Annotated in this window: 13 protein-coding genes; 6 read left to right on the top strand and 7 right to left on the bottom strand. The window is 53.1% G+C overall.

Annotation, left to right across the window (positions count from 1 at the left end; genetic code table 11):
- Positions 1-24: 24 nt before the first annotated feature.
- The 4 genes from JM656_RS10720 to cybB all read right to left on the bottom strand — a co-directional run bounded on the left by JM656_RS10720 (position 25) and on the right by cybB (position 2,648).
- Positions 25-1,143, bottom strand: coding sequence for an S-(hydroxymethyl)glutathione dehydrogenase/class III alcohol dehydrogenase (locus tag JM656_RS10720; protein WP_203361127.1), 1,119 nt, complete (start codon positions 1,141-1,143; stop codon positions 25-27).
- Positions 1,144-1,175: 32 nt separating this feature from the next.
- Positions 1,176-1,451 (bottom strand): metal/formaldehyde-sensitive transcriptional repressor, encoded by a 276-nt coding sequence (locus JM656_RS10715; RefSeq protein WP_003833178.1) that lies wholly within the window; start codon positions 1,449-1,451, stop codon positions 1,176-1,178.
- 181 nt (positions 1,452-1,632) lie between these two features.
- Complete coding sequence (locus JM656_RS10710) at positions 1,633-1,845, bottom strand: hypothetical protein (RefSeq protein ID WP_203361126.1); 213 nt, start codon at positions 1,843-1,845, stop codon at positions 1,633-1,635.
- 272 nt (positions 1,846-2,117) lie between these two features.
- Positions 2,118-2,648, bottom strand: coding sequence for a cytochrome b561 (cybB, locus tag JM656_RS10705; RefSeq protein WP_203361125.1), 531 nt, complete (start codon positions 2,646-2,648; stop codon positions 2,118-2,120).
- Positions 2,649-2,839: 191 nt separating this feature from the next.
- On the opposite strand from cybB, the gene gap reads away from it, so the two are divergent.
- Positions 2,840-3,841 (top strand): type I glyceraldehyde-3-phosphate dehydrogenase, encoded by a 1,002-nt coding sequence (gap, locus tag JM656_RS10700; RefSeq protein WP_203361124.1) that lies wholly within the window; start codon positions 2,840-2,842, stop codon positions 3,839-3,841.
- Positions 3,842-3,903: 62 nt separating this feature from the next.
- Here gap and aldA read toward each other — a convergent pair whose 3' ends face one another.
- Positions 3,904-5,343 carry an aldehyde dehydrogenase gene (gene aldA, locus JM656_RS10695; RefSeq protein ID WP_203361123.1) on the bottom strand — a complete coding sequence of 480 codons (1,440 nt, stop codon included), beginning with the start codon at positions 5,341-5,343 and terminating at the stop codon, positions 3,904-3,906.
- Positions 5,344-5,547: 204 nt separating this feature from the next.
- On the bottom strand, positions 5,548-6,348 hold the full coding sequence (locus JM656_RS10690) for a YdcF family protein (protein ID WP_203361122.1): 801 nt from the start codon (positions 6,346-6,348) through the stop codon (positions 5,548-5,550).
- Positions 6,349-6,735: 387 nt separating this feature from the next.
- Here JM656_RS10690 and JM656_RS10685 point away from each other — a divergent pair, with 387 nt between their 5' ends.
- Positions 6,736-8,055, top strand: coding sequence for an MFS transporter (locus tag JM656_RS10685; RefSeq protein WP_203361121.1), 1,320 nt, complete (start codon positions 6,736-6,738; stop codon positions 8,053-8,055).
- Between the two features lie 57 nt (positions 8,056-8,112).
- Here the strand turns inward: JM656_RS10685 and hrpA are convergent, their stop codons facing one another.
- On the bottom strand, positions 8,113-12,015 hold the full coding sequence (gene hrpA / locus JM656_RS10680) for an ATP-dependent RNA helicase HrpA (RefSeq protein ID WP_203361120.1): 3,903 nt from the start codon (positions 12,013-12,015) through the stop codon (positions 8,113-8,115).
- 201 nt (positions 12,016-12,216) lie between these two features.
- Between hrpA and azoR the strand changes: the two genes are divergently transcribed.
- From azoR to JM656_RS10660, 4 genes are all read left to right on the top strand, one after another.
- On the top strand, positions 12,217-12,822 hold the full coding sequence (gene azoR / locus JM656_RS10675; RefSeq protein WP_192612286.1) for an FMN-dependent NADH-azoreductase: 606 nt from the start codon (positions 12,217-12,219) through the stop codon (positions 12,820-12,822).
- Between the two features lie 620 nt (positions 12,823-13,442).
- Positions 13,443-18,737, top strand: a complete 5,295-nt coding sequence (locus tag JM656_RS10670) for a peroxidase family protein (protein WP_203361119.1) — start codon at positions 13,443-13,445, stop codon at positions 18,735-18,737.
- A gap of 60 nt (positions 18,738-18,797) precedes the next feature.
- Positions 18,798-20,558 (top strand): type I secretion system permease/ATPase, encoded by a 1,761-nt coding sequence (locus JM656_RS10665; RefSeq protein WP_203361118.1) that lies wholly within the window; start codon positions 18,798-18,800, stop codon positions 20,556-20,558.
- Positions 20,555-21,889 carry an HlyD family type I secretion periplasmic adaptor subunit gene (locus JM656_RS10660; RefSeq protein ID WP_203361117.1) on the top strand — a complete coding sequence of 445 codons (1,335 nt, stop codon included), beginning with the start codon at positions 20,555-20,557 and terminating at the stop codon, positions 21,887-21,889. The genes JM656_RS10665 and JM656_RS10660 overlap by 4 nt, the downstream gene beginning before the upstream one ends.
- Positions 21,890-22,054: the final 165 nt, after the last annotated feature.

The following is a 22,054-nucleotide window of genomic DNA, read 5'->3' as shown; positions in this document are numbered from 1 at the left end:
CGGCGGATACCGCTGGCGGACGACTTAGTTATCGCCGAAATGGATAACGGTGCGGATAGATTTACCCTGATGCATGAGATCTAACGCCTCATTGATCTGTTCCAGCGGCAAGCGGTGGGTAATAAACGGATCCAGTTGAATTTTCCCGCTCATCGCCTCTTCCACCATCCCCGGAAGCTGTGAGCGCCCTTTGACGCCGCCAAAGGCCGAACCACGCCAGACACGCCCGGTCACCAACTGGAATGGACGGGTTTTGATCTCCTGACCCGCCCCCGCCACGCCGATAATAATGCTCTCGCCCCATCCCTTGTGGCAGCACTCAAGCGCGGCGCGCATCACATTGACGTTACCGATGCACTCGAAGCTAAAATCGACGCCACCGTCGGTCAGTTCAACAATCACATCCTGAACCGGCTTGTCATGATCGTTCGGGTTGATAAAGTCAGTCGCACCCATGTCAGCGGCGAGTTTGAATTTTTCTGGATTGGTATCGATAGCCAGAATGCGTCCGGCTTTCGCCTGTACCGCCCCCTGAATGACCGCCAGACCAATACCGCCCAAACCAAATACGGCAACAGTGTCGCCCTCTTTCACTTTTGCCGTGTTATGCACCGCACCGATACCGGTCGTTACGCCACAGCCCAGCAGACACACTTTATCCAGCGGTGCCTGCGGGTTCACTTTCGCCAGAGAGATCTCCGCGCAAACCGTATACTCACTGAAGGTACTGGTGCCCATATAGTGATAAATGGGTTCACCGTTGTAGGAGAAACGGGTGGTGCCGTCCGGCATCAGACCTTTCCCCTGCGTGGCGCGAACGGCCTGGCACAGGTTGGTTTTACCCGACTTACAGAACTTACACTCGCCGCATTCTGCTGTGTACAGTGGAATGACGTGGTCGCCAGGCTTCAGACTGGTCACCCCTTCACCCACCTCAACGACGATCCCGCCGCCTTCGTGTCCCAGCACCGCTGGGAATACCCCTTCCGGATCATCGCCAGAAAGCGTAAACGCATCAGTATGGCAAACCCCGGTGTGGGTGATTTTCACCAGCACTTCACCCTTCTTTGGCGGTGCGACGTCAATCTCAACAATTTTTAGCGGTTGGCCGGGGCCAAATGCAACTGCTGCACGTGATTTCATTTGTCTCTTCCCTTTATAGTCAGGTGATGTATTTATTTTAGATAAGCACGAAGAAGGTGGCCGATTTCAGCCATGCGCACCGCGCGCTGGTCCGGTGTGGTTTCCCCACTGACCAGCTCATCTTTCAGGTGGATCTCGACCATCTCGCCCATCAGGCCGTTAGAGGCTCCACGCACCGCCGCGATTTGTTGCAGGATAGCCAGGCAAGGCTCGCCGGACTCCAGCGCTCGCTCCAGCGCATCAACCTGCCCGCGAATGCGACGAACGCGAGTCAGAATACGTTTTTTATCTTCAGGGGAATGCGGCATATGCCCTCCATACTATAGGGGGGTATAGTAACAACGTTTGATAGCAGCTGTAAAACGATGATGTGGTGAATGGATAATTCATGTGAATGATACAGCGGGGAATGTACACAAAACCCCGAACCGTCAGGTGTTATGGTTTCGGGGTTTCTTTCACGCAGGCAGCGTATCGCCTGGCGGTGGTTTAATGATGCCGGTATTCTCCGGCACTGTGTTGAGGACCAATGCGTCCTGCTTCAATCAATATCTCTTCGATAAGCTCTTCAAGGCACTCTTTTCCGTGTTTGTCGCAAACCAGATGCACTTGTCTGCAGATCTCATCCCCCTTCATACCATCACACAGCGCCGATTTCAGCATGAGCGTCGCCCAGCGTCGGGCTTCAGAGTGAGTCAGCATAATCCCTCCCGATATCTATATCCTTTTAAGCGTAGTTCGCAGAACGGGCTTTATCCATGTTCACTTTAAGGATAAAGAGGTGCAGAGATCCCGTGTGGGCGCACCTGCCAGCGGGATAACAAACCGGTTTATATTTGTCATACAAATGAATATAATAGCCGCTTCCGATGTAGACCCGTTGTTTTCACCTGCGTACGGGTCTGGTTAGACGCAGGTGCTTTCTCACCCCCGTTCAAAGAAAAAACCCCGCAGATGCGGGGCGATGTGTGACGTCAGGAACGTTTTCGCGGCATCATGCGCAACAGCGTATTATCTTTCCAGAAATAGTGATGCATCAGTGCGGCTGCTGCATGCAGAGCAATCACAAAGTAGCCCAGGTTTGCCAGCGTGACGTGCCAGGATTTCAGCGTATCCGCCAGGTCAAAATTGGCTTCGGCGGCATGTGGCATCACAATCCCAAATGCAATCCAGGGATTTCCCCGGTTGTAAATCATCAGCAGGCCAATGACCGGCAGAACAAGAAACAGCAGGTAGATAACCAGATGCCCAAGGTGTGCAAGACCGGTCATCATCGGCTTCGGTTTTGGCACGATCGGCGGCGCGGGATACTTAAGCCGGACTAACAGACGCGTCACCATCAATACCAGAATCGAGATACCGCATGAAACGTGGACCACATTGAACCATGGACGATAGCTGCGCGGTGCAAACCCGCGTAATTCCATGGCGCAGTAGGCGCCTATCACCAGTAAAAAAACCAGCCAGTGAATACCAATTTGCAGGCTTGAATACTTATTGCCCATAACAATTCCTGAATAAAAACAATAAAGCGCCAACATAGCGGTCTTTTGTTAAAAATTCATTAACTTTTGTTCCCCCGTTTTCAATCGGTTACGGTAAGTCGCAACAATGGTCATTGCCCGCAACGGCGGAGTGGACTAAGCCTGGTAAGGAAAAAATGTGGCGTATTGCCCTACCCTGACAGGAGAAAATCATGAGTAAAATTGGCATTAACGGTTTTGGTCGTATCGGTCGCCTGGTGCTGCGACGTCTGCTGGAAGTGAAGAGCAATGCGGATGTGGTGGCGATTAACGATCTCACCTCCCCCAAAATACTCGCCTATCTGCTAAAGCATGACTCTAACTACGGTCCGTTCCCCTGGAGCGTTGATTTCACTGAGGATGCGCTGATTGTTGATGGCAAGAAAATTGCCGTTTACGCAGAAAAAGAGGCGAAAAATATCCCCTGGAAAACCACCGGTGCGGAGTTCATCATCGAATGCACAGGCTTCTATACCTCCGCAGAAAAAGCCCACGCACATCTCGATGCCGGTGCGAAAAAAGTGCTGATCTCAGCGCCAGCGGGCGAGATGAAAACCATTGTCTTTAACGTCAATGATGACACGCTGAATGCCAGCGACCAGATTGTCTCTGTCGCCTCCTGCACCACGAACTGCCTCGCGCCAATGGCCAAAGCGCTGCATGACAACTTCGGTATTCAGGTCGGCACCATGACCACCATTCACGCCTATACCGGTACGCAGTCGCTAGTCGATGGTCCGCGAGGCAAAGATCTGCGCGCGTCGCGGGCGGCGGCGGAAAATATCATCCCTCATACCACCGGAGCCGCAAAAGCGATTGGCCTGGTGATACCGGAATTGAGCGGAAAACTGAAAGGTCATGCTCAGCGAGTTCCGGTAAAAACAGGCTCGGTAACGGAACTGGTCTCGATTTTGGGTAAAAAAGTGACCGCTGAAGAGGTCAACAACGCGCTGAAAAAGGCGACGGAGAATAATGAATCCTTTGGCTACACCGATGAAGAAATCGTCTCTTCCGACGTCATCGGCTCTCACTTTGGTTCGGTGTTTGACGCCACGCAAACAGAGATTACTGAGGTCGGCGATCTGCAACTGGTGAAAACGGTCGCCTGGTACGATAACGAGTACGGATTCGTCACCCAACTGATTCGTACCCTGGAGAAATTCGTCAAACTTTAAACGATGAGGGTATGGCCGGGTCGCGTTCACGCTCACCCGGCCAGCCCGGTACTGCTCGCCGATCAGGACTGCAAATAGACGACCTGCGTTTGCAGATACTCATTCAGCCCGTGTTTGCCGTCGGCACCGCCAATCCCCGATTTTCGCCACCCCGCATGAAAGCCCTGCATCGCTTCAAAGTTTTCACGGTTTATGTAGGTTTCACCAAACTTCAGCCCTTTGATCGCCTGCATAGCAACGCTCAGATTCTGGGTATAAATAGAAGACGTGAGACCATACTCGCTGTCATTTGCCATCTGCAGCGCCTCTTCCAGCGTGTCAAACGCCACAACAGGCAGTACCGGTCCGAATGTTTCTTCGTGCATGATAGCCATCTCCTGACGGACATCCAGCAGCAGGGTTGGCGGATAATAGTAGCCTTTCCCCTCAACCGCTTTGCCGCCCAGCACCACTCTGGCCCCTTCCTGTACCGCTTTCGCCACTTTTTGCTCTACCCGAGCCAGCGCGGCGGCATTAATCAGTGGTCCCATGGCGATATCATCCCGCTGTGCCGGATCGCCAAACTGTACCGCTTTCATCGCCTCACCCAGTCGATTAACAAAGCGATCGTAGATCCCTTTTTGCACATAGACGCGCTCCGCGCAGTTACATACCTGCCCGGTGTTGATCACCCGTGAATCAACAATCGCCTTCACGGCCAGTTCCAAATCCGCATCGTCCATCACAATCGCAGGCGCCTTGCCACCCAGCTCAAGGCATACTTTGGTGATGTTTTTCGCCGCCGCCGTCATGATTTTCTCACCCGCCGCTACGCTTCCGGTCATACTCACCATCGCCACTTTCGGGTTGCCCGCCAGCTCCTGCCCCACTGTTTCACCACGTCCTAACACCAGGTTAAAGACCCCGGCTGGCAGACCAACCTCATGCACAATTTGCGCAAAGGCGATGGCATTATTGGGGGTGAACTCACTGGGTTTAATTACAATTGTATTCCCGGTCAGCAGCGCCGGTGCCAGCTTACGGGCAATCAAAAAGAACGGGAAATTCCACGGCAGAATCCCGGTGGTTACGCCAAGGGCGCGTTTGAACAGCAGAATATTTTCACCCGGACGGTCGCTTTGCAGAATTTCGCCTTCGTAGCGGCGCGCCCACTCCGCCATGTAGTCGATGTAATCGGCGGTGAAAGCGACTTCCACCTGCGCCAGTTGCTGAATTTTCCCGCCTTCTTCCACGATCAAGGCGCTAATTTCTTCGGCGCGATCGCGGATACCCGCCGCAATTTTTCGCAGCCATCCCGCCCGTTGTATGGCGGGCAATGCCTCCCAGCCAGGCTGGGCGCGTACCGCCGCATCAATGGCCTGACGCGCCTCTTCTGCGCTGCCATCAGGAATGCGTGAAATCAGTTCTTCCGTTGCAGGATTAACCACATCAATCCATGACGTTCCCTGCCAGCTCACAAACTGGCCATTGATATACATCGGGTGTTGTACGGGTGCTGACATGCGCTGCTCCTGTAATTGATTTGTTTTTAACAAGTAAAATCATTGTTAATTAATATCAATCGTGAAGCAGATACTGCCGTCAGGTTAGCAACTTTGTGAAGCAGTTCATAAAAGAGGCCCCGAAAGGGGCGCAGGAAGGACAACGAAGACGAAAAATCATGCCCGTTTGAGCGTAGATCGTCACAAACGGGCAAAAATGATCGGTTAACGCAGGGAACGGCTATCGATTGCCTCATTCAGAACATCATCGTTTTGCAAGATCTGCCAGGCCGCTTCAACCTCATCGGGAATGTCGATGTGGACAATATAATCACGTCCGCGCGGTCCGTAACCGGCCTCATCATCACGCACACGCGGGAGTTCACCTGCAATTAATGACAGGTAACGCTCGACGGGCCACACCCCTTGCGCCGCATTCGTAAAATCAACGCCCTCTTCCTGAAGACGCAGCACCGGTGTAAAACCCGGGAAACTGAGCCAACGCGGGGCGTCCGGGTCATCCTTCGTCACACGCCGGAACGTCGCCAGCGTACGTCGCTGCATGGTGGGGTCCTGAACAACAATCGCCGTGTTAATGGTCACCGGCGCCTGACGGAGTAATGCGCAGCTGAACCGGGCGTTCTCACCGCAGTTTGTTGACTGGTCTTCCACCCAAATGGATTCGCCTGGAATTTGCCAGAACTGATTAGCAATGTCGGCCAGAATCGCGGCTTCAGCCCGCCCGGTGGTACGTATCGTGTTATAGCGCGGGTGCTCTGCGATCGCCGAATAGAGGAACGTCGTCGAATGGCCAATCCCGCCGCTTATCAGCAATGGAATACGCTGCTCTTTCGCGATTTTGCAAGCCGCATCGATGGTCGGGATGACGGCATTTCCCGCCAGTACGACGCAGTCAGCCTGAAAGGGTTCCTCTGCTGAGAAATCGTTTTGCGCCAGCCATTGGCCAACGGTGTTCACTGCCTGTAACGTCACTTCGGACAGTGGCGGAAATTGACGCATGTTCATGATTCCTCCTCATTGTTCACTGCAGGGTACCGAACTCACTTCGCGAAAATAGCGGATCACTCTGAAAGACGGTCTGTTGAATTTCAGCACTTTTTATCATCTCTGTGAAATAACACGAAATAACTAAAAAAGCCGCGGTTGCACCTGGAGATTATCCTGTCACTTTCGCTTCCTATAAAGCATTTACTTGTTATTACAATGAATAGCAGTGAATAACGCTGCAAAAATGTTACCTGTTTAGCCCTTTTACTGGTCTTGTTACTTGTTAAACATTACAAACAATTCTAGTTTGATTAACAATTTAACAACTTTTGTAACGCAGCAGGTTGCACCCACACCGCTTCGGGTATCACCTGATTTACACTCTCTGTGGCGAGGTTCCCAGTAATGACAACGCATGAAAGCAGCACGGCTATATTGAAGAAAAACAAAAAAGTTCTCATCGCCAGTCTGACCGGCAGCGCGATAGAGTGGTTCGATTATTTTTTATATGGCACCGCCGCCGCCCTGGTGTTTAACAAAATCTTCTTCCCGATGGTTGATCCGGTCATTGGGCTGATTCTCTCTTATCTTTCGTTCTCCCTCACCTTTTTCATTCGTCCTATCGGCGGGGTGCTGTTTGCCCACATTGGCGATCGTATCGGGCGTAAGAAAACGCTGGTGCTCACCCTGTCGCTGATGGGGGGCGCAACCGTGATGATTGGCCTGCTGCCGACCTATGAAATGATCGGTATCTGGGCACCGATTTTATTGATTCTGATGCGTGTCATTCAGGGGATGGGCATCGGCGGCGAATGGGGCGGCGCCCTGTTACTGGCGTATGAATATGCGCCCGAAAAACGAAAAGGCTTTTTTGGCAGCATCCCGCAGGCGGGCGTCACCATCGGTATGCTGATGGCCACCTTTATCGTTTCGCTGATGACGTTGTTCAGTGAAGAAGACTTCCTCTCCTGGGGCTGGCGTATTCCCTTCCTGTTAAGTTCCGTACTGGTGCTATTAGGGCTGTGGATCCGCAAAGATATCGACGAAACACCGGAATTTAAAAAGGTGAAACAGTCCGGTCAGGTCGCAAAAGCGCCGCTGCGCGATACGCTGACGCATCACTGGCGTGAAGTGCTGATTGCCGCCGGGTTGAAAGTGGTTGAAACCGCGCCGTTCTATATTTTCTCGACCTTTGTCGTCAGCTACGCTACCACCACCCTGACCTACCAAAAATCCCAGGTGCTGGAAGCGGTCACGCTGGGCGCGTTGGTTGCGACGGTGATGATCCCGCTCATGGGGCTGCTTTCCGATAAGGTAGGACGCCAAAAAATGTACGCCATCAGCGTGTTTGCGCTGGGGCTGTTTATTGTTCCGTGGTTCCTGTTACTCAATACCGGCACCACCTGGGGAATTGTGGTCGCCACGGTCATCATGTTTGGCATCTTGTGGGCGCCAGTGACCGCCGTTCTGGGCACGCTGTGCTCTGAAATCTTTAGCGCTAACGTGCGTTACACTGGCATCACCCTCGGTTACCAGATTGGCGCTGCGCTGGCGGGCGGTACCGCCCCACTGATCGCCACCGGCCTGTTGGCAAAATACGATGGCGATTGGGTACCTGTCGCCATCTATCTGATGACCACCGTCGCCATTTCACTGACGGCAATTTTCTTCGCCAGCCGTCGCCGCCGCACACCTGTCATTGACGCGCAAACATCGACCCTGTAATCAGCAAAACGGCCAGCAAATGCTGGCCGTAATGTTCACTCGCTGACATGTAAAACGCTAGCCGCTAAGCTGCTCCATCGCTTGCAAGATACGCTTATCCGAGATGGGATACGGTGTTCCCAGCTGTTGGGCAAAGTAGCTGACGCGCAGTTCTTCAATCATCCAGCGGATCGCTTTGACATCCTCATCATCACGACGCGCTGGCGGCAGTTTGTTGAACCACTGCTGCCAGGCTTGCTGTACGCTTTCGACTTTCAACATCTGCGCCCGGTCGCGGTGCGGATCGGTAGCCAGTTTCTCCAGCCGTTTTTCAATCGCCTGCAGATAACGCAGCGTGTCACCGAGGCGTTTAAAGCCGTTGCCAGTGACGAAACCGCGATACACCAGCCCGCCCATTTGTGCTTTAACATCGGAAAGCCCCAGCGCCATGGTCATATCTACCCGCCCTTTCAGGCGTTTGTTGATATTGAAAACGGCAGTCAGGATCTGTTCGACCTGTTTTGCAATGTCGACAACCGTCTCATTCAACTCGGCGCGAACTTTCTCATGCAGCGCCGCAAAGCCCTCTTCCGTCCACACCGGCCCGCCGTTAGCGTCAATCAGCTTATCTACGCCGCAGGAGATACAGTCGTCGATCAGATCCAGTACCTTACCGTACGGGTTAAAGTAGAGGCCAAGTTTGGCTTTGTTCGGCAGCTTCTCGTGCAGATACTTGATCGGCGACGGAATATTCAGCAGCAACAGGCGGCGCAACCCGCTCCACATCGCTTGCTGTTGTTCCAGTGGGTTGTCGAACAATCGGATGGAGACACTGTCGCGCTCATCCACCAGCGCGGGCCAGGCTTTCACTTTGTAGTTGCCGCGTTTCTGTTCATAGCTTTCCGGTAGCTGACCAAAACTCCAGATGTGCAGACCGCTCTGTTCGATACCGTCATCGGCAACGGCGGAGAGCGTTTCCTGCACTTTGCTCTTCAGCGCATCTTTCAAATCCTGCAAAGAGCGCCCTTCCTGGAGCTTCTTGTTTTTGTCATCCACCACCCGGAAGGTGATTTTCAGGTGATCGGGCACCTGATCCCACTGCCAGGCTTCACGGTCAACCGTTACGCCGGTCATCCGGCGCAGTTCACGCTCCAGCGAATCCAGCAGCGGCAACTCGAGCGGCGTCACGCGGCCTAAAAACGCTTCGGCATAGTTTGGCGCGGGGACAAAGTTACGTCGTACCGGTTTTGGCAACGATTTAATCAATGCGATAACCAGTTCACGGCGCAGACCGGGGATTTGCCATTCAAAGCCGCTCTCGTCCACCTGATTTAACAGCGGCAGCGGAATATGGACGGTGACACCGTCAGCGTCCGCGCCGGGTTCAAACTGATAGCTCAACCGCAGCTTAAGATTGCCCTGATGCCAGAAGTTCGGGTAATCCAGCTTGCTGATGTTTTCAGCACCCTCTTTGATCAGCATGCTCTTTTCAAAGTTGAGCAGATCCGGGGTTTCGCGACTGACTTTCTTCCACCAGTTGTCAAAATGGCGCGCGGAAATCACGTCATGGCTGATGCGCTGGTCGTAGAATTCAAGCAGCGTCTCGTCATCCACCAGAATGTCGCGGCGGCGCGATTTGTGCTCCAGCTCTTCCACTTCGGCGCGCAGTTTGAGGTTATCACGGAAGAAGGCGTGGCGCGTCTGCCAGTCGCCTTCCACCAGCGCATGGCGGATAAACAGCTCACGGCAGAGCACGGGATCGATCTGGCTGTAGTTGACCTTACGCGCAGCGACAATCGGCAGGCCGTAAACGGTGACTTTTTCCGTCGCCATCACAGCGCCCTGCGCCCGTTCCCAGTGCGGTTCGCTATACGAGCGTTTGATCAAATGCTGGGCAACCGGCTCCACCCACTCGGGATCGATCCGCGCGGCAATGCGTCCCCACAGACGGCTGGTTTCCACCAGCTCGGCAACCATCGTCCACTTCGGCGGTTTTTTAAACAAGCCAGAACCGGGGAAGATAGAGAAGCGAGCGTTACGTGCGCCGGTAAACTCCTGCTTATCGGCATCTTTCATACCGATATGGGAAAGCAAACCGGTGAGCAGCGCGACATGAATCTCACGATACTCTGCAGGTTCACTGTTCACCGGAATACCGAGCTCTTTCACCACCTGACGCAGCTGAGTGTAGATATCCTGCCACTCGCGTACGCGCAGATAGTTAAGGAAGTCGACTTTGCACTGACGGCGGAACTGATTCGACGATAGCGCTTTCTGCTGTTCGCCGAGGTAATTCCACAGATTCACAAAGGCGAGGAAATCGGACTCTTTATCGTGGAAACGCTGATGCTTCTCATCCGATGCCTGCTTTTTGTCCATCGGGCGCTCGCGCGGATCCTGAATGGACAGCGCGGAGGTGATGATCATCGCCTCGCGCACGCAGCCATGTTTTTGTGCTTCCAGTACCATCCGCGCCAGGCGCGGGTCCACCGGCAACTGCGACAACTGACGACCAAGCGGCGTCAGTTTGTATGCGGTCTGCTGTTCATCGGTGGTAATCGCGCCCAGCTCTTCCAGCAGGCGTACGCCATCCTGGATGTTGCGTTTATCTGGCGCTTCAACAAACGGGAACGCGGCAATATCGCCCAGCCCCAGCGCCGTCATTTGCAGAATGACGGACGCCAGGTTGGTACGCAGGATTTCCGGATCGGTAAATTCCGGGCGCGACAGGAAATCGTCTTCCGAATAGAGGCGGATACAGATCCCTTCCGACACGCGTCCACAGCGACCTTTACGCTGGTTAGCGGAGGCCTGCGACACCGGTTCAATCGGCAAACGCTGGACTTTGGTACGGAAACTGTAGCGACTGATACGCGCGGTACCTGGGTCGATGACGTACTTGATGCCCGGCACCGTCAGCGAGGTTTCCGCCACGTTGGTCGCCAGCACAATACGACGCCCGCTGTGCGACTGGAAGACCCGGTTCTGTTCGCTATTGGAAAGCCGGGCATACAGCGGCAGCACTTCGGTATGGCGCAAATTGAGTTTATTGAGCGCATCGGCGGTGTCGCGGATTTCACGTTCTCCGCTCATAAAGATCAGGATATCGCCGGGACTCTCGCGTCCCAGTTCATCCACCGCGTCAAAAATCGCCTGCAGCTGATCGCGCTCGGTATCGTCCGCGTCTTCGACAATCGGGCGATAGCGCACGTCAACCGGATAGGTTCGGCCAGACACTTCGATAATCGGCGCATTATTAAAATGGCGTGAAAAACGCTCAGGGTCGATGGTCGCGGAGGTGATGATAATTTTCAAATCCGGGCGACGCGGCAACAGCTCTTTCAGATAGCCGAGCAGAAAATCAATGTTCAGACTGCGTTCGTGCGCTTCATCAATGATGATGGTGTCATACTGCATCAGCAGTCTGTCCTGCTGGATTTCAGCCAGCAGGATACCGTCGGTCATCAGCTTGACCATCGTGTTGTCGCTAACATGGTCGCTAAAACGAACTTTATAGCCGATACAGCCGCCCGGCTCCGTTTGCAGTTCCTCTGCAATACGGTTGGCGACGGTACGCGCCGCCAGACGACGCGGCTGCGTATGACCAATCAATCCTTTGATGCCTCGCCCCAGTTCCATACAGATTTTAGGCAACTGCGTGGTTTTCCCGGAGCCGGTTTCCCCCGCCACAATCACCACCTGATGGTCACGAACGGCGTTCAGGATGTCCTGTTTTTTCTGACTCACCGGCAGGTTGTCCGGGTAAGTGATGTCAGGACGTGCCGCTTCACGCAGCAGGACTTTACCTGCCGCCTGTTCAATCTCTTTCGCCATCTCCTGGTAGATGGCCTGTTGTGCATCAGGATTTTTAACCTTCTTCACACCGTGCAGGCGGCGAGCAAAGCGCTGGCGGTCACGCAACATCAGCGATTCCAGCTGTTGTTGCAGGCTGTGGAAAGTCAATTTTTGTTGTTCTGTCATAACGTTAGAGGGCAGTGCTCTGCCTGATCAAATCTCATTTCGATGTTAGGTATAGATTACCACATCGGCGCTAACCGTGTGTTGTTCAATAATTTCGAACATAGGCTTCGATATATTGCGCTATCACTGCGGCAGGATTGTGAATAAAGTGTCAACAAGCAACGGGGCATCCCCCTTTCAAACACATACAAGGAAACACCCATGAGCAAGGTATTAGTCCTCAAATCCAGTATTCTGGCAGGGTACTCTCAGTCAGGTCAGTTGTCTGATTATTTTGTTGAACAGTGGCGTGAAAAGCACTCCGCAGACGAAATCACCGTTCGCGACCTCGCTGCAAACCCCATTCCGGTGCTGGATGGCGAGCTGGTGGGTGCCCTGCGTCCGAGCGATGCGGCGCTGACGCCGCGTCAACAGGAAGCGCTGGCGCTCTCCGATGAGTTGATTGCGGAGCTGAAAGCCCACGATGTTATTGTTATCGCGGCGCCAATGTACAACTTCAACATCCCGACGCAGTTGAAAAACTACTTTGACCTGATTGCGCGTGCTGGCGTCACGTTCCGCTACACCGAGAAAGGTCCGGAAGGTCTGGTTACCGGTAAACGCGCGGTGATTCTCTCCAGCCGTGGCGGTATTCACAAAGATACCCCGACTGATCTGATCGCGCCGTACCTGAAAGTTTTCCTCGGCTTTATCGGTATTACCGACGTGAACTTTGTGTTTGCCGAAGGCATTGCCTACGGTCCGGATGTCGCGACCAAAGCGCAATCCGACGCCAAAGCGGCCATCGACAGCGTCGTTGCAGCCTAAAAATTAGCCCTCTCACCGCCAGGTGAGAGGGTTTTGTCTTTCTTTTATATCCAAAAATCCCCCCATCGTATTTTGTATTACTTATTCCTTACCTTCACCACAAAACCACAATCTTAATAAGCCTTTTATTTATTCATTTGATGAATGTTTATTCTTTTTATCTCCCCTGCCATTTTTATTAGCCGCGTAACAGTTTAGAAAAAATATTTCGGTTCATGAAAAAGTATGATGGTTCTAAAACCATGACCTTTCATAGTTATGAACATTACGCATTTGTAACACCACTGAAATACTCTTTAATATTTATAAACAACGCTAATGTGTTTTTATCTCACAAATGGGAATATTTTATAAAATTCAATATTTTCAATGCATTATCTCAATTTTGATTACTGGTTTTATTATTACTTCAAGATAAAAATAAACTTAGCGGACAAAGTAAATTTAAATATCAGTGAAAATGGGAGGTCCAGAGGTATTGTCATTTACCATTAGAAAAGAACTTAGGTGCGTAATTATTAATCAGATGATTTTTTCAGTCGGACTCAGCGCATTTCGTCTGCCTTTATTTTGGCAAATGAGAATGAGAATAGCTTATTCAAGCAATGAGGCAATTAGCTATGGCTACACAATACGACTTCACAGTAACGTTGCACGACCTGGCGTTTATTCTTCAACAAATCAAGATATCAGAAGCAGCGACCAATCCGGATGGTAGCGTGAATGGCGATCTGCTTCGCGAGCTCGTCTCCAGTCCCCTTTTACCCTACGGCCTGCGTACCGTAGATGGCTCATGGAACAACCTTCTGCCCGGCCAGGAGCTGTACGGCTCTGCCGACCAGACCATGCCAAGATTGGTCGCTCTGGATTTGAATGATTTACAGGCGCTGGCCAAGTACCTCACATTAAGTCCGAATCAGATGGTGACCGATGCCGATCCGCGCATTATCAGTAATCTGATTTCTGACCAAACCATCACTAACCCCGCGGCTCAGGAAGCCCATGACGGACTGGTTGACGTTCCCGGCGGAGGAACAGTTTCCGACAATGGCAGTCTATCGATTCCAAACCTCTCGCCTGACATCGGTTTATCACCGGCGTTTAATGGCTGGATGACCTTTTTCGGTCAGTTCTTCGACCACGGCCTGGATCTGATCCCGAAAGAAGGCAATGGCATTGTCTTTATTCCGCTGATGCCGGGCGATCCTCTGTATAAAGAGCCGGTTCCGGGGCAGCCTGATACTAACTTCATGATCCTCACCCGCGCGAAAGTCGATGCTAATCATGAAACCATTAACACCACCACACCGTGGATTGATCAGAACCAGACCTACACCTCTCACCCTTCTCATCAGATCTTTATTCGCGAATATGTGATGGTGGATGGTAAGCCAGTGCCTACCGGCCATTTGCTGGAAGGCAGCAACGGCGGGCTGGCCACCTGGGCTGATATCAAGCATCAGGCGGAAACCTTGCTTGGCATCAAGCTGACCAATCAGGACGTTTTCAATGTGCCGCTACTGGCGACAGACCGCTATGGCAACCTGATTTTAAGTGAAAACGGTAAAGTACAAATTGTGACCGCCAATGGGCTGGTGGAAGCCAATGGAGGAACGTTACCCGCCGATACGTTGAGAACCGGACACGCCTTCCTCGATGATATTGCCCACACGGCGGTGCCGAAAGCCAACCTGGTGGCCGATGGCGATAGCGACATCGGCAATGCGCCGGCGGCGGGTACCTATGACGATGAACTGCTCGACAGACACTTCATTACCGGTGACGGTCGCGGCAACGAAAACATCGGTCTGACTGCCGTACACTCGGTGTTCCACAGCGAACACAACCGGCTGGTCGAACAGTACAAGACCACCATCCTTGAAACGAACGACATTGATCTGATCAACCAATGGCTGATGCCAAACCATCAGATTACCGAACTGCCAGAGGATCTCAACGCCCTGCAATGGAACGGGGAATACCTCTTCCAGGCAGGTCGTTTCGCGACGGAAATGCAATATCAGCACCTGGTGTTTGAAGAGTTTGCCCGTGCCGTACAACCGGCGGTCGATCCGTTCGTCTTCTCCAACACCGCAGATATCAACCCGGCTATTTTTGCTGAATTTGCCCATGTGGTTTACCGCTTTGGTCACTCAATGCTGACCGAAACCGTTGCACGTACCGATGCCGACATGCAAGACGGTGACATCGGCCTGATTGAGGCGTTCCTTAACCCGGTCGCGTTCAATGAACTTAACGGCCAAACCATCTCCAGCGATCAGGCGGTCGGCGCCATTGTTCGCGGAATGACCCATCAGGTCGGCAACGAAATTGACGAATTCATTACCGAAGCGCTGCGTAATAACCTGGTCGGGCTGCCGCTGGATTTGGGCGCACTCAACATCGCTCGCGGGCGCGATACGCTCATGCCAACCCTCAATCAGGCGCGTGAGCAATTCTACGAATTAACCGGCAACAGCGAATTACGTCCCTATACCAGCTGGGCCGATTTTGGCTCTTTCCTGAAAAACCCGTCCTCGATCATCAACTTTATGGCGGCCTACGGCCAACATGAGTTGATTAAAGCCGCCACGACGCTGGAAGGAAAACGCGATGCGGTGAACTTCCTCCTGTTCGGACCGGCAGAAGACCCGGCACGTTCCGATGCGCTCGATTTCTTTATGGGAACCGGTGCCTGGGCCAACAAAGAAACCGGCCTCAATATGGTCGATTTCTGGATCGGCGGGCTGGCGGAACGCAAAAATGAGTTCGGCGGCATGCTCGGCTCTACCTTCAACTTTGTCTTTGAAACCCAGATGGAGATGTTGCAGGACGGTGACCGGTTCTACTATCTGAGCCGCGTTCAGGGTCTCAACATGCTGAACGAACTGGAGGCAAACTCCTTCTCCGCCCTGGTGATGCGTAACAGCGATCTGGGCGATCCGGGTTCGTCTCACCTGCCTGCCCACCTGTTCCAGACGCCGGATTACACCTTCGAAGTCAACCAGTCCTTGCAGACGCATGCCGATCCGAAATGGAACAATGCGCTGAAAGACCTTCTCTTCCCACTGGTGGTGCGCCGCGCGGCGGGGGCGGATGTCGACAATGACGGCGCGGCTGACGGTGCCTACCTGAAATATACCGGCGATGGCCATGTGGTGCTCGGCGGCTCGGCGGGCAACGACACGTTAATTGGCGGGAAAGGGATCGACAGCCTGTGGGGTGATGCCGGTGACGACCGTCTCGACGGTGGCGATGAAGCCGACGTTGTGCACGGTGGTGATGGCAACGACATCATTACAGACACCGGAACCCCCATCGGTGGGGCCGACTTCCTGCATGGTGACGCGGGACACGACGTCATATTCTCCGGTAACGGTAACGACCTGATCTTCGGCGGCAGCGGCAGTGATTTCATGGTGATCGGCGAAGATGCTCAGGAAGTCTTTTCCGGACGCGATAATGACTTCGCACTGGGGGGATCTGGCGGTGACACCCTGATGGGTAACGAAGGCGACGACTGGTTAGAAGGCGGTGACGGCTTCGATACCCTGGCCGGCGATAACTCCGAACTGTTCTTTAACAGTACCATCATTGGTCATGACGTGTTGAACGGCCAGGGTAACGACACCGACTACGATGGCGAAGGCGGTGACGACATTATGGTTCAGGGCGCGGGCATTCAGCGCAACAACGGCATGTCCGGTTTTGACTGGGCCATTCATAAAGGTGACCCGAACGCCGCCAACTCCGATCTGGGCATCCCGATTTTCGTCAACCAGCAAGAGTTTATCCTGCGCGATCGCTTTGACTTGGTGGAAGGCCTTTCGGGCTGGAAATTTAACGATGTGCTGGTGGGTACTGAGCAGCCTATCGGTACCGCGCCGGTTCAGGGCACTCCGCTGTCCAACAACCTGACCCAGGAGGGTGCAGACAGAATCACCGGACTCCAGTCGATTCTGGGTGTTCCACGCGCAGCATCGGGCAATGCCGTCTTGTTTAATCCGGACAACGGTGGCGACATTTTGCTCGGCGGCGGCGGCAGCGACCGCATCACCGGTAAGGCCGGCAACGACATCATCGACGGTGATGCGTGGCTGAACGTGCGTATTGCCGTCTCCGGGATGCAAGGGTTAACCAGCGCCGACAGCATGAATGAGCTCAAATCCTACATGCAGGCAGGCACGCTCAAACCAAACCAGCTGTCGATTGTGCGGGAAATCCTCCGCGACGGTAATGGCACAGAAACCGACGTTGCCGTTTACCGGGATCTCAGCAGCAACTATCAATTCCAGCGTAATGCCGACGGCAGTCTTACCGTCAATCATGCCACTCCGGCCGCCGGACTGGCGTTCAATGACGGCGTAGACCGCCTGCTCAACATTGAAAAACTGGAGTTTGGCAACGGCGATCAGCTCTGGGTAACGGCGCAAAAAGCCACCGGCAATCTGGCCATTAGCGACGGAACACCGGAAGTGGGCGATTTGTTGCAGGTCAATCTGTCTAATCTGCTCGACGGGAATGGTATTGCCGCAGATACACCAATCACCATGACCTGGCAGGCGCTGGTCAACGGTCAATGGCGCGATCAGGCGACAGGTACGCAGTTCCGGGTTCCGGGGAATATTCTGGGCGCGCCGCTGCGGGTTGTTGCCAGCTTTACCGACCGCATGGGCGATGCTGAAACACTGGTGTCGTCACAAACCAGTGCCGTGATGGTACGCGATCAGCCCACCACCGGCTCGCCGGTCATCAACGATCTGACGCCAACGGAAAGCGTCACCCTGACCGCCCTCGTTTCCGGCATTGCGGATGCAGACGGTTTAACCGGGAATAACTTCACCTACCAATGGAGAGTAAACCAGCCAAACGGCACTTTCACCAATATCGCCGGGGCGACGCAAGCGACCTACACCCCGCCAGCAAACATGATTGGTCGTACGTTGCTGGTCGTAGTAACGGTCACCGATGATGAGGGGAACCCATCCGTCGTCCTGACCTCCGCCGCCACTCAACCGATTGGCGATATGATCGTCGGCACCAACGCGTCAAACACCCATTCGGGAACAGCGTGGAGTGACGTCATCCTTGCGCAAGGCGGCAATGACACCCTGCTCGGTCAGGCGGGTGACGATCTGCTGAACGGCGGAGCCGGTGATGATGACATTGAAGGCGGCAGTGGTCGGGATACGCTGATTGGCGAGGCCGGCAACGATCAACTGGATGGTGGACTGGATGCCGACTCCATGGACGGTGGCGCCGGGAATGACCTCTATATCGTTGATAACGCGGGTGACGTGGTGATCGAGGGGGCAAATGCGGGGACTGATACTGTCGAGACCAGCCTCGCCACTTATGTCCTGACGGACAACGTCGAAATCCTGGAATACACCGGTACAGGGAATTTCACCGGCACTGGTAACGCGCTGGCGAACACCATCACCGGGGGTAATGGCAATGACAACTTATCCGGGATGGGCGGGAATGACCAGTTGCTGGGTGGCGTTGGCAACGACATTCTCGACGGTGGCGACGGCAACGACAACCTGCAAGGGGCAAACGGCGTTGACACCCTGCTGGGTGGCGCAGGCAACGATGTGCTCTCTGGCGGTCTCGGCAATGACGTGCTGACGGGCGGTACAGGTAACGACACCATGGACGGCGGTACCGGTGACGACCGCTTCATCTTCTCAAGCGGGTTCGGACAGGACAGCATTTCTGGTTTCGACAGTAATGCTATCGGCGGACAGGATCTGATTAATATCTCTGGAATGGGAGTGACTACCGCAAACTTTACCTCTACGGTTTTGATTTCGGGAAATAATAACCAAACGATCATCACCATCGGCGGCGATGTTATTACATTAACGGGGGTTGGAGCCAATACCGTTAACTCTACTGACTTTATTATTTAAACGTCTGGAATAAGAAAAGCCGAACTGTTGAACATTTGATTAACGAGTAAGGAGCCTATTATGCCGCGCCAGCAAAAGCCAACTGAGCTACAAAATGCGTTGAAAGGATGTAAGCCTGCATTTCTGATGTTACTGTTTTTTAGCAGTACGATTAATATGCTAATGCTGGCGCCGGCAATTTATATGTTACAAGTCTACGATCGCGTGTTGGTCAGTAAGAACACCACCACATTGTTAATGCTGACATTACTGATAATCGGTCTGTATACGGTTATCTCAATGATTGAATATGCCCGCACCAGCGTGATGACGCGATTTGGCAACCGACTGGATGTAAAATTAAATAAGTTAGTCTTTAACGCCGCGTTTAAACGCCGGGTTTCCACCCGCGAAAATAACCCGGCGCAGGCACTGGCCGACCTGGCGCAAATTCGCCAGTTTCTGGCAGGCAACAGTTTATTTGCCCTGTTAGATATTCCGTGGACACCCTTCTATTTACTGATTGCATTTATTGTTCACCCGCTGCTGGGATACCTTTCCATTATCGGGATACTCATCTTATTTACCCTGACGCTGGTCTCAGAACTGTCGACCAAAAAACCGATTCAGCAGGCGCACGCATTAACCATCAACAATACCAGTAAGCTGAATAAGCAATTGCAAAACTCCGACACCATTGAAGCAATGGGAATGCTGGCGACGCTGAAAAAACACTGGCTGGAACAGCACAGTAAAGTGCTGGTTCTGCAAACACAAATTGCGGACAAAACCGCCACATTAAGCAGTCTGAGCCGCTTTGTTCGCATCTTACTGCAATCTGTTTCGCTGGGTGCGGGTGCCTTACTGGTGATCGACGGGAAAATCACCCCCGGCCTGATGATTGCCGCCTCCATTATCCTCGGCAGGGTGTTGAATCCGGTCGAACAGGTCATCGGTAGCTGGAAACAGTTTGTGCAGTTTCGCAACGCCTGGCATCAGACCACCACGCTGTTACGGGAATTTCCGGAACAGAAAGATGTGCTGACGCTTCCGCGTCCAAAAGGCAATATCAGCGTAGAAGGCGTCTTCGCGGCACCTCCAGGCCAAAAAACGCCAACGCTGCGAAATATCACGTTTCAACTCGAACAGGGAGAAATCCTGGGGATAATCGGCCCCTCTGCCTCCGGAAAAACCTCGCTGGCAAAACTGCTGGTCGGCGTCTGGAGCCCGCTTTCCGGTAAGGTCCGTATCGATGGCGCAGATATCTGCCAGTGGGACAAAGCCTTGCTTGGTCCGTCTCTCGGCTATCTGCCGCAGGATGTTGAATTGTTTGACGGTAGCATCGCGCAGAATATCGCACGCTTTACCCCCAATAACAGCGAACTGATCGTGGCGGCAGCGCAACTTGCAGGGGTACACGACATGATTTTACGTCTGCCACAGGGATACGATACCCCGCTTGGCGCCGAGGGATACCAATTGTCGGGCGGCCAGCGGCAGCGTATCGGGCTGGCGCGGGCGGTCTATGACAACCCGGCATTCATCGTGCTGGACGAACCCAACGCTAACCTTGACGACGCGGGTGAACAGGCTCTCATCAAGGCCATCAATACGCTACGCACGCAGGGACAAACGGTGATCATTATCTCGCACCGACCGACGCTGCTGGGCGTCGTCAATAAAGTGTTATTGCTCAACGAAGGGGCGATTCAGGAATTCGGTCCGCGCGACCAGGTGTTTGCCAATTTGCGTCAGGCAAATATTTTAAAATCGGTTCCCAACGCATCAACCACCCCACCACCTGCCCAGAATAATGAACCACAACGAGAGGCTTTATCATGAAAAAGCAGACAGAGAATACGACAGAGCCAAAGACGGAGAGTGTCGATACAAATATATGGCCGCCTTTAATCAGAGGTATCGCTGTGATTATTCTGGGGGTGGGTGGTTTTATATTATGGGCGGTAGGTGCGCCACTGGACGCTGGTGTGGTCGCTGACGGTACGGTTACCGTCTCCAGTAATCGAAAAACGATTCAACATTTAAGCGGCGGACGCGTGACCGATATTCTGATTAAGGAAGGCAATCGGGTTAAGAAAGATCAAATCCTTGTTCGCCTGGATAAAATGCAGCTTGATATGCGTTACAGCGCATTGATTGCACAATATATCTCGGCAAAAACCCATGAGGACAGATTACTGGCAGAAAGAGACGGCCGCGATACCATCGTCTATAGCGAGGAATTGATAAGCCAATTTTCCAGTAATAAGCGCCTTGTCGAAGTCCGTCAATTACAAGAAAAGCTGTTTGAGACCCGCAGAAAAAATATTCAGGATGAATTATCCATGATTCAGGAAACCCTGGATGGTCTGACCGGGCAAACCGAAAATTTAACCAAGATAAAAGGGTTTCGCGAGCATCAATTTACGCTGATTAGCAGAGAACTGGGCGCCATTCGCGCACTGAGCGAAAAAAACTACTATCCCAAGGCCCAGTTACTGGTGCTTGAGCGGGAAGCCGCCGAAATATCCAGTAATGTTTCAGAAGACATTCTCAATATCGCCAAACTTAAGTCTCAGCAAAATGAAATGAAGATTAAGGCGTATCAGGTACAGCACCAGTTTCTCCAGGAAGTGGAATCGGAGCTGACCCTCAAGCAAAAAGAGGTTGCGATGCTGGAAGATGAGCTAGCGTCGACCCGACACGAGCTGAATAACACGGAGATCCGCTCGCCGATCGACGGGATCGTCCTGGACGTAAAAGTCAGTACCGTCGGCGGGATCATTCAACCGGGTGAGCATTTGATGGATATTGTCGCCGCAGAGCAACCGCTGCAAATCGACGCCAAAATTCCGGTGCATGCCATTGATAAAATGACGCCGGGATTGACCGTCGATGTGCTATTCCCGGCGCTCAACCATGCATTATTGCCTTCGGTGCCGGCGCAGGTGTTAACCATTTCGGCCGACCGTCTTATCGATAAAGTGACTCAGCAGCCCTATTATCTCGCCGAAGTCCGGGTCTCCCCGGAAGGGGTGCATCTGTTGGGAAATTACAAAATTAAAGCGGGGATGCCCGCCAGCGTCACGATTAAAACCGGTGAGCGCACCTTTCTGAGCTACCTGTTTAAACCGTTGCTTGCCCGTCTGGAGCTGGCGTTCAAAGAGTATTAATTCTGGCAGGCGCGGTTAGTCATGCTGGTCGGTTAAGAAATTAGGGAGAATCTGTCACTCTGGCGAAGGGTTCCGTTCACCTTATGTTCTTAGCTACTCTGGTATTTCATGTCCCGTGAACGGGTTAAGGGGGCTATCGCCGCCCCTTAGCAATCCGGCTCGGCA

The sequence above is a fragment of the Citrobacter sp. R56 genome, from assembly GCF_016811995.1.
Taxonomy (GTDB): domain Bacteria; phylum Pseudomonadota; class Gammaproteobacteria; order Enterobacterales; family Enterobacteriaceae; genus Citrobacter_D; species Citrobacter_D enshiensis.
Note: the sequence above shows the minus strand (reverse complement) of the source record. Positions and strands in the feature narration are given on the sequence as shown.

Bases quoted from the DNA above. Each gene is read 5' to 3' on its own strand.
- JM656_RS10720 (WP_203361127.1), bottom strand. From the start codon at position 1,143: ATGAAATCACGTGCAGCAGTTGCATTTGGCCCCGGCCAACCGCTAAAA.
- JM656_RS10715 (WP_003833178.1), bottom strand. From the start codon at position 1,451: ATGCCGCATTCCCCTGAAGATAAAAAACGTATTCTGACTCGCGTTCGT.
- JM656_RS10710 (WP_203361126.1), bottom strand. From the start codon at position 1,845: ATGCTGACTCACTCTGAAGCCCGACGCTGGGCGACGCTCATGCTGAAA.
- cybB (WP_203361125.1), bottom strand. From the start codon at position 2,648: ATGGGCAATAAGTATTCAAGCCTGCAAATTGGTATTCACTGGCTGGTT.
- gap (WP_203361124.1), top strand. From the start codon at position 2,840: ATGAGTAAAATTGGCATTAACGGTTTTGGTCGTATCGGTCGCCTGGTG.
- aldA (WP_203361123.1), bottom strand. From the start codon at position 5,343: ATGTCAGCACCCGTACAACACCCGATGTATATCAATGGCCAGTTTGTG.
- JM656_RS10690 (WP_203361122.1), bottom strand. From the start codon at position 6,348: ATGAACATGCGTCAATTTCCGCCACTGTCCGAAGTGACGTTACAGGCA.
- JM656_RS10685 (WP_203361121.1), top strand. From the start codon at position 6,736: ATGACAACGCATGAAAGCAGCACGGCTATATTGAAGAAAAACAAAAAA.
- hrpA (WP_203361120.1), bottom strand. From the start codon at position 12,015: ATGACAGAACAACAAAAATTGACTTTCCACAGCCTGCAACAACAGCTG.
- azoR (WP_192612286.1), top strand. From the start codon at position 12,217: ATGAGCAAGGTATTAGTCCTCAAATCCAGTATTCTGGCAGGGTACTCT.
- JM656_RS10670 (WP_203361119.1), top strand. From the start codon at position 13,443: ATGGCTACACAATACGACTTCACAGTAACGTTGCACGACCTGGCGTTT.
- JM656_RS10665 (WP_203361118.1), top strand. From the start codon at position 18,798: ATGCCGCGCCAGCAAAAGCCAACTGAGCTACAAAATGCGTTGAAAGGA.
- JM656_RS10660 (WP_203361117.1), top strand. From the start codon at position 20,555: ATGAAAAAGCAGACAGAGAATACGACAGAGCCAAAGACGGAGAGTGTC.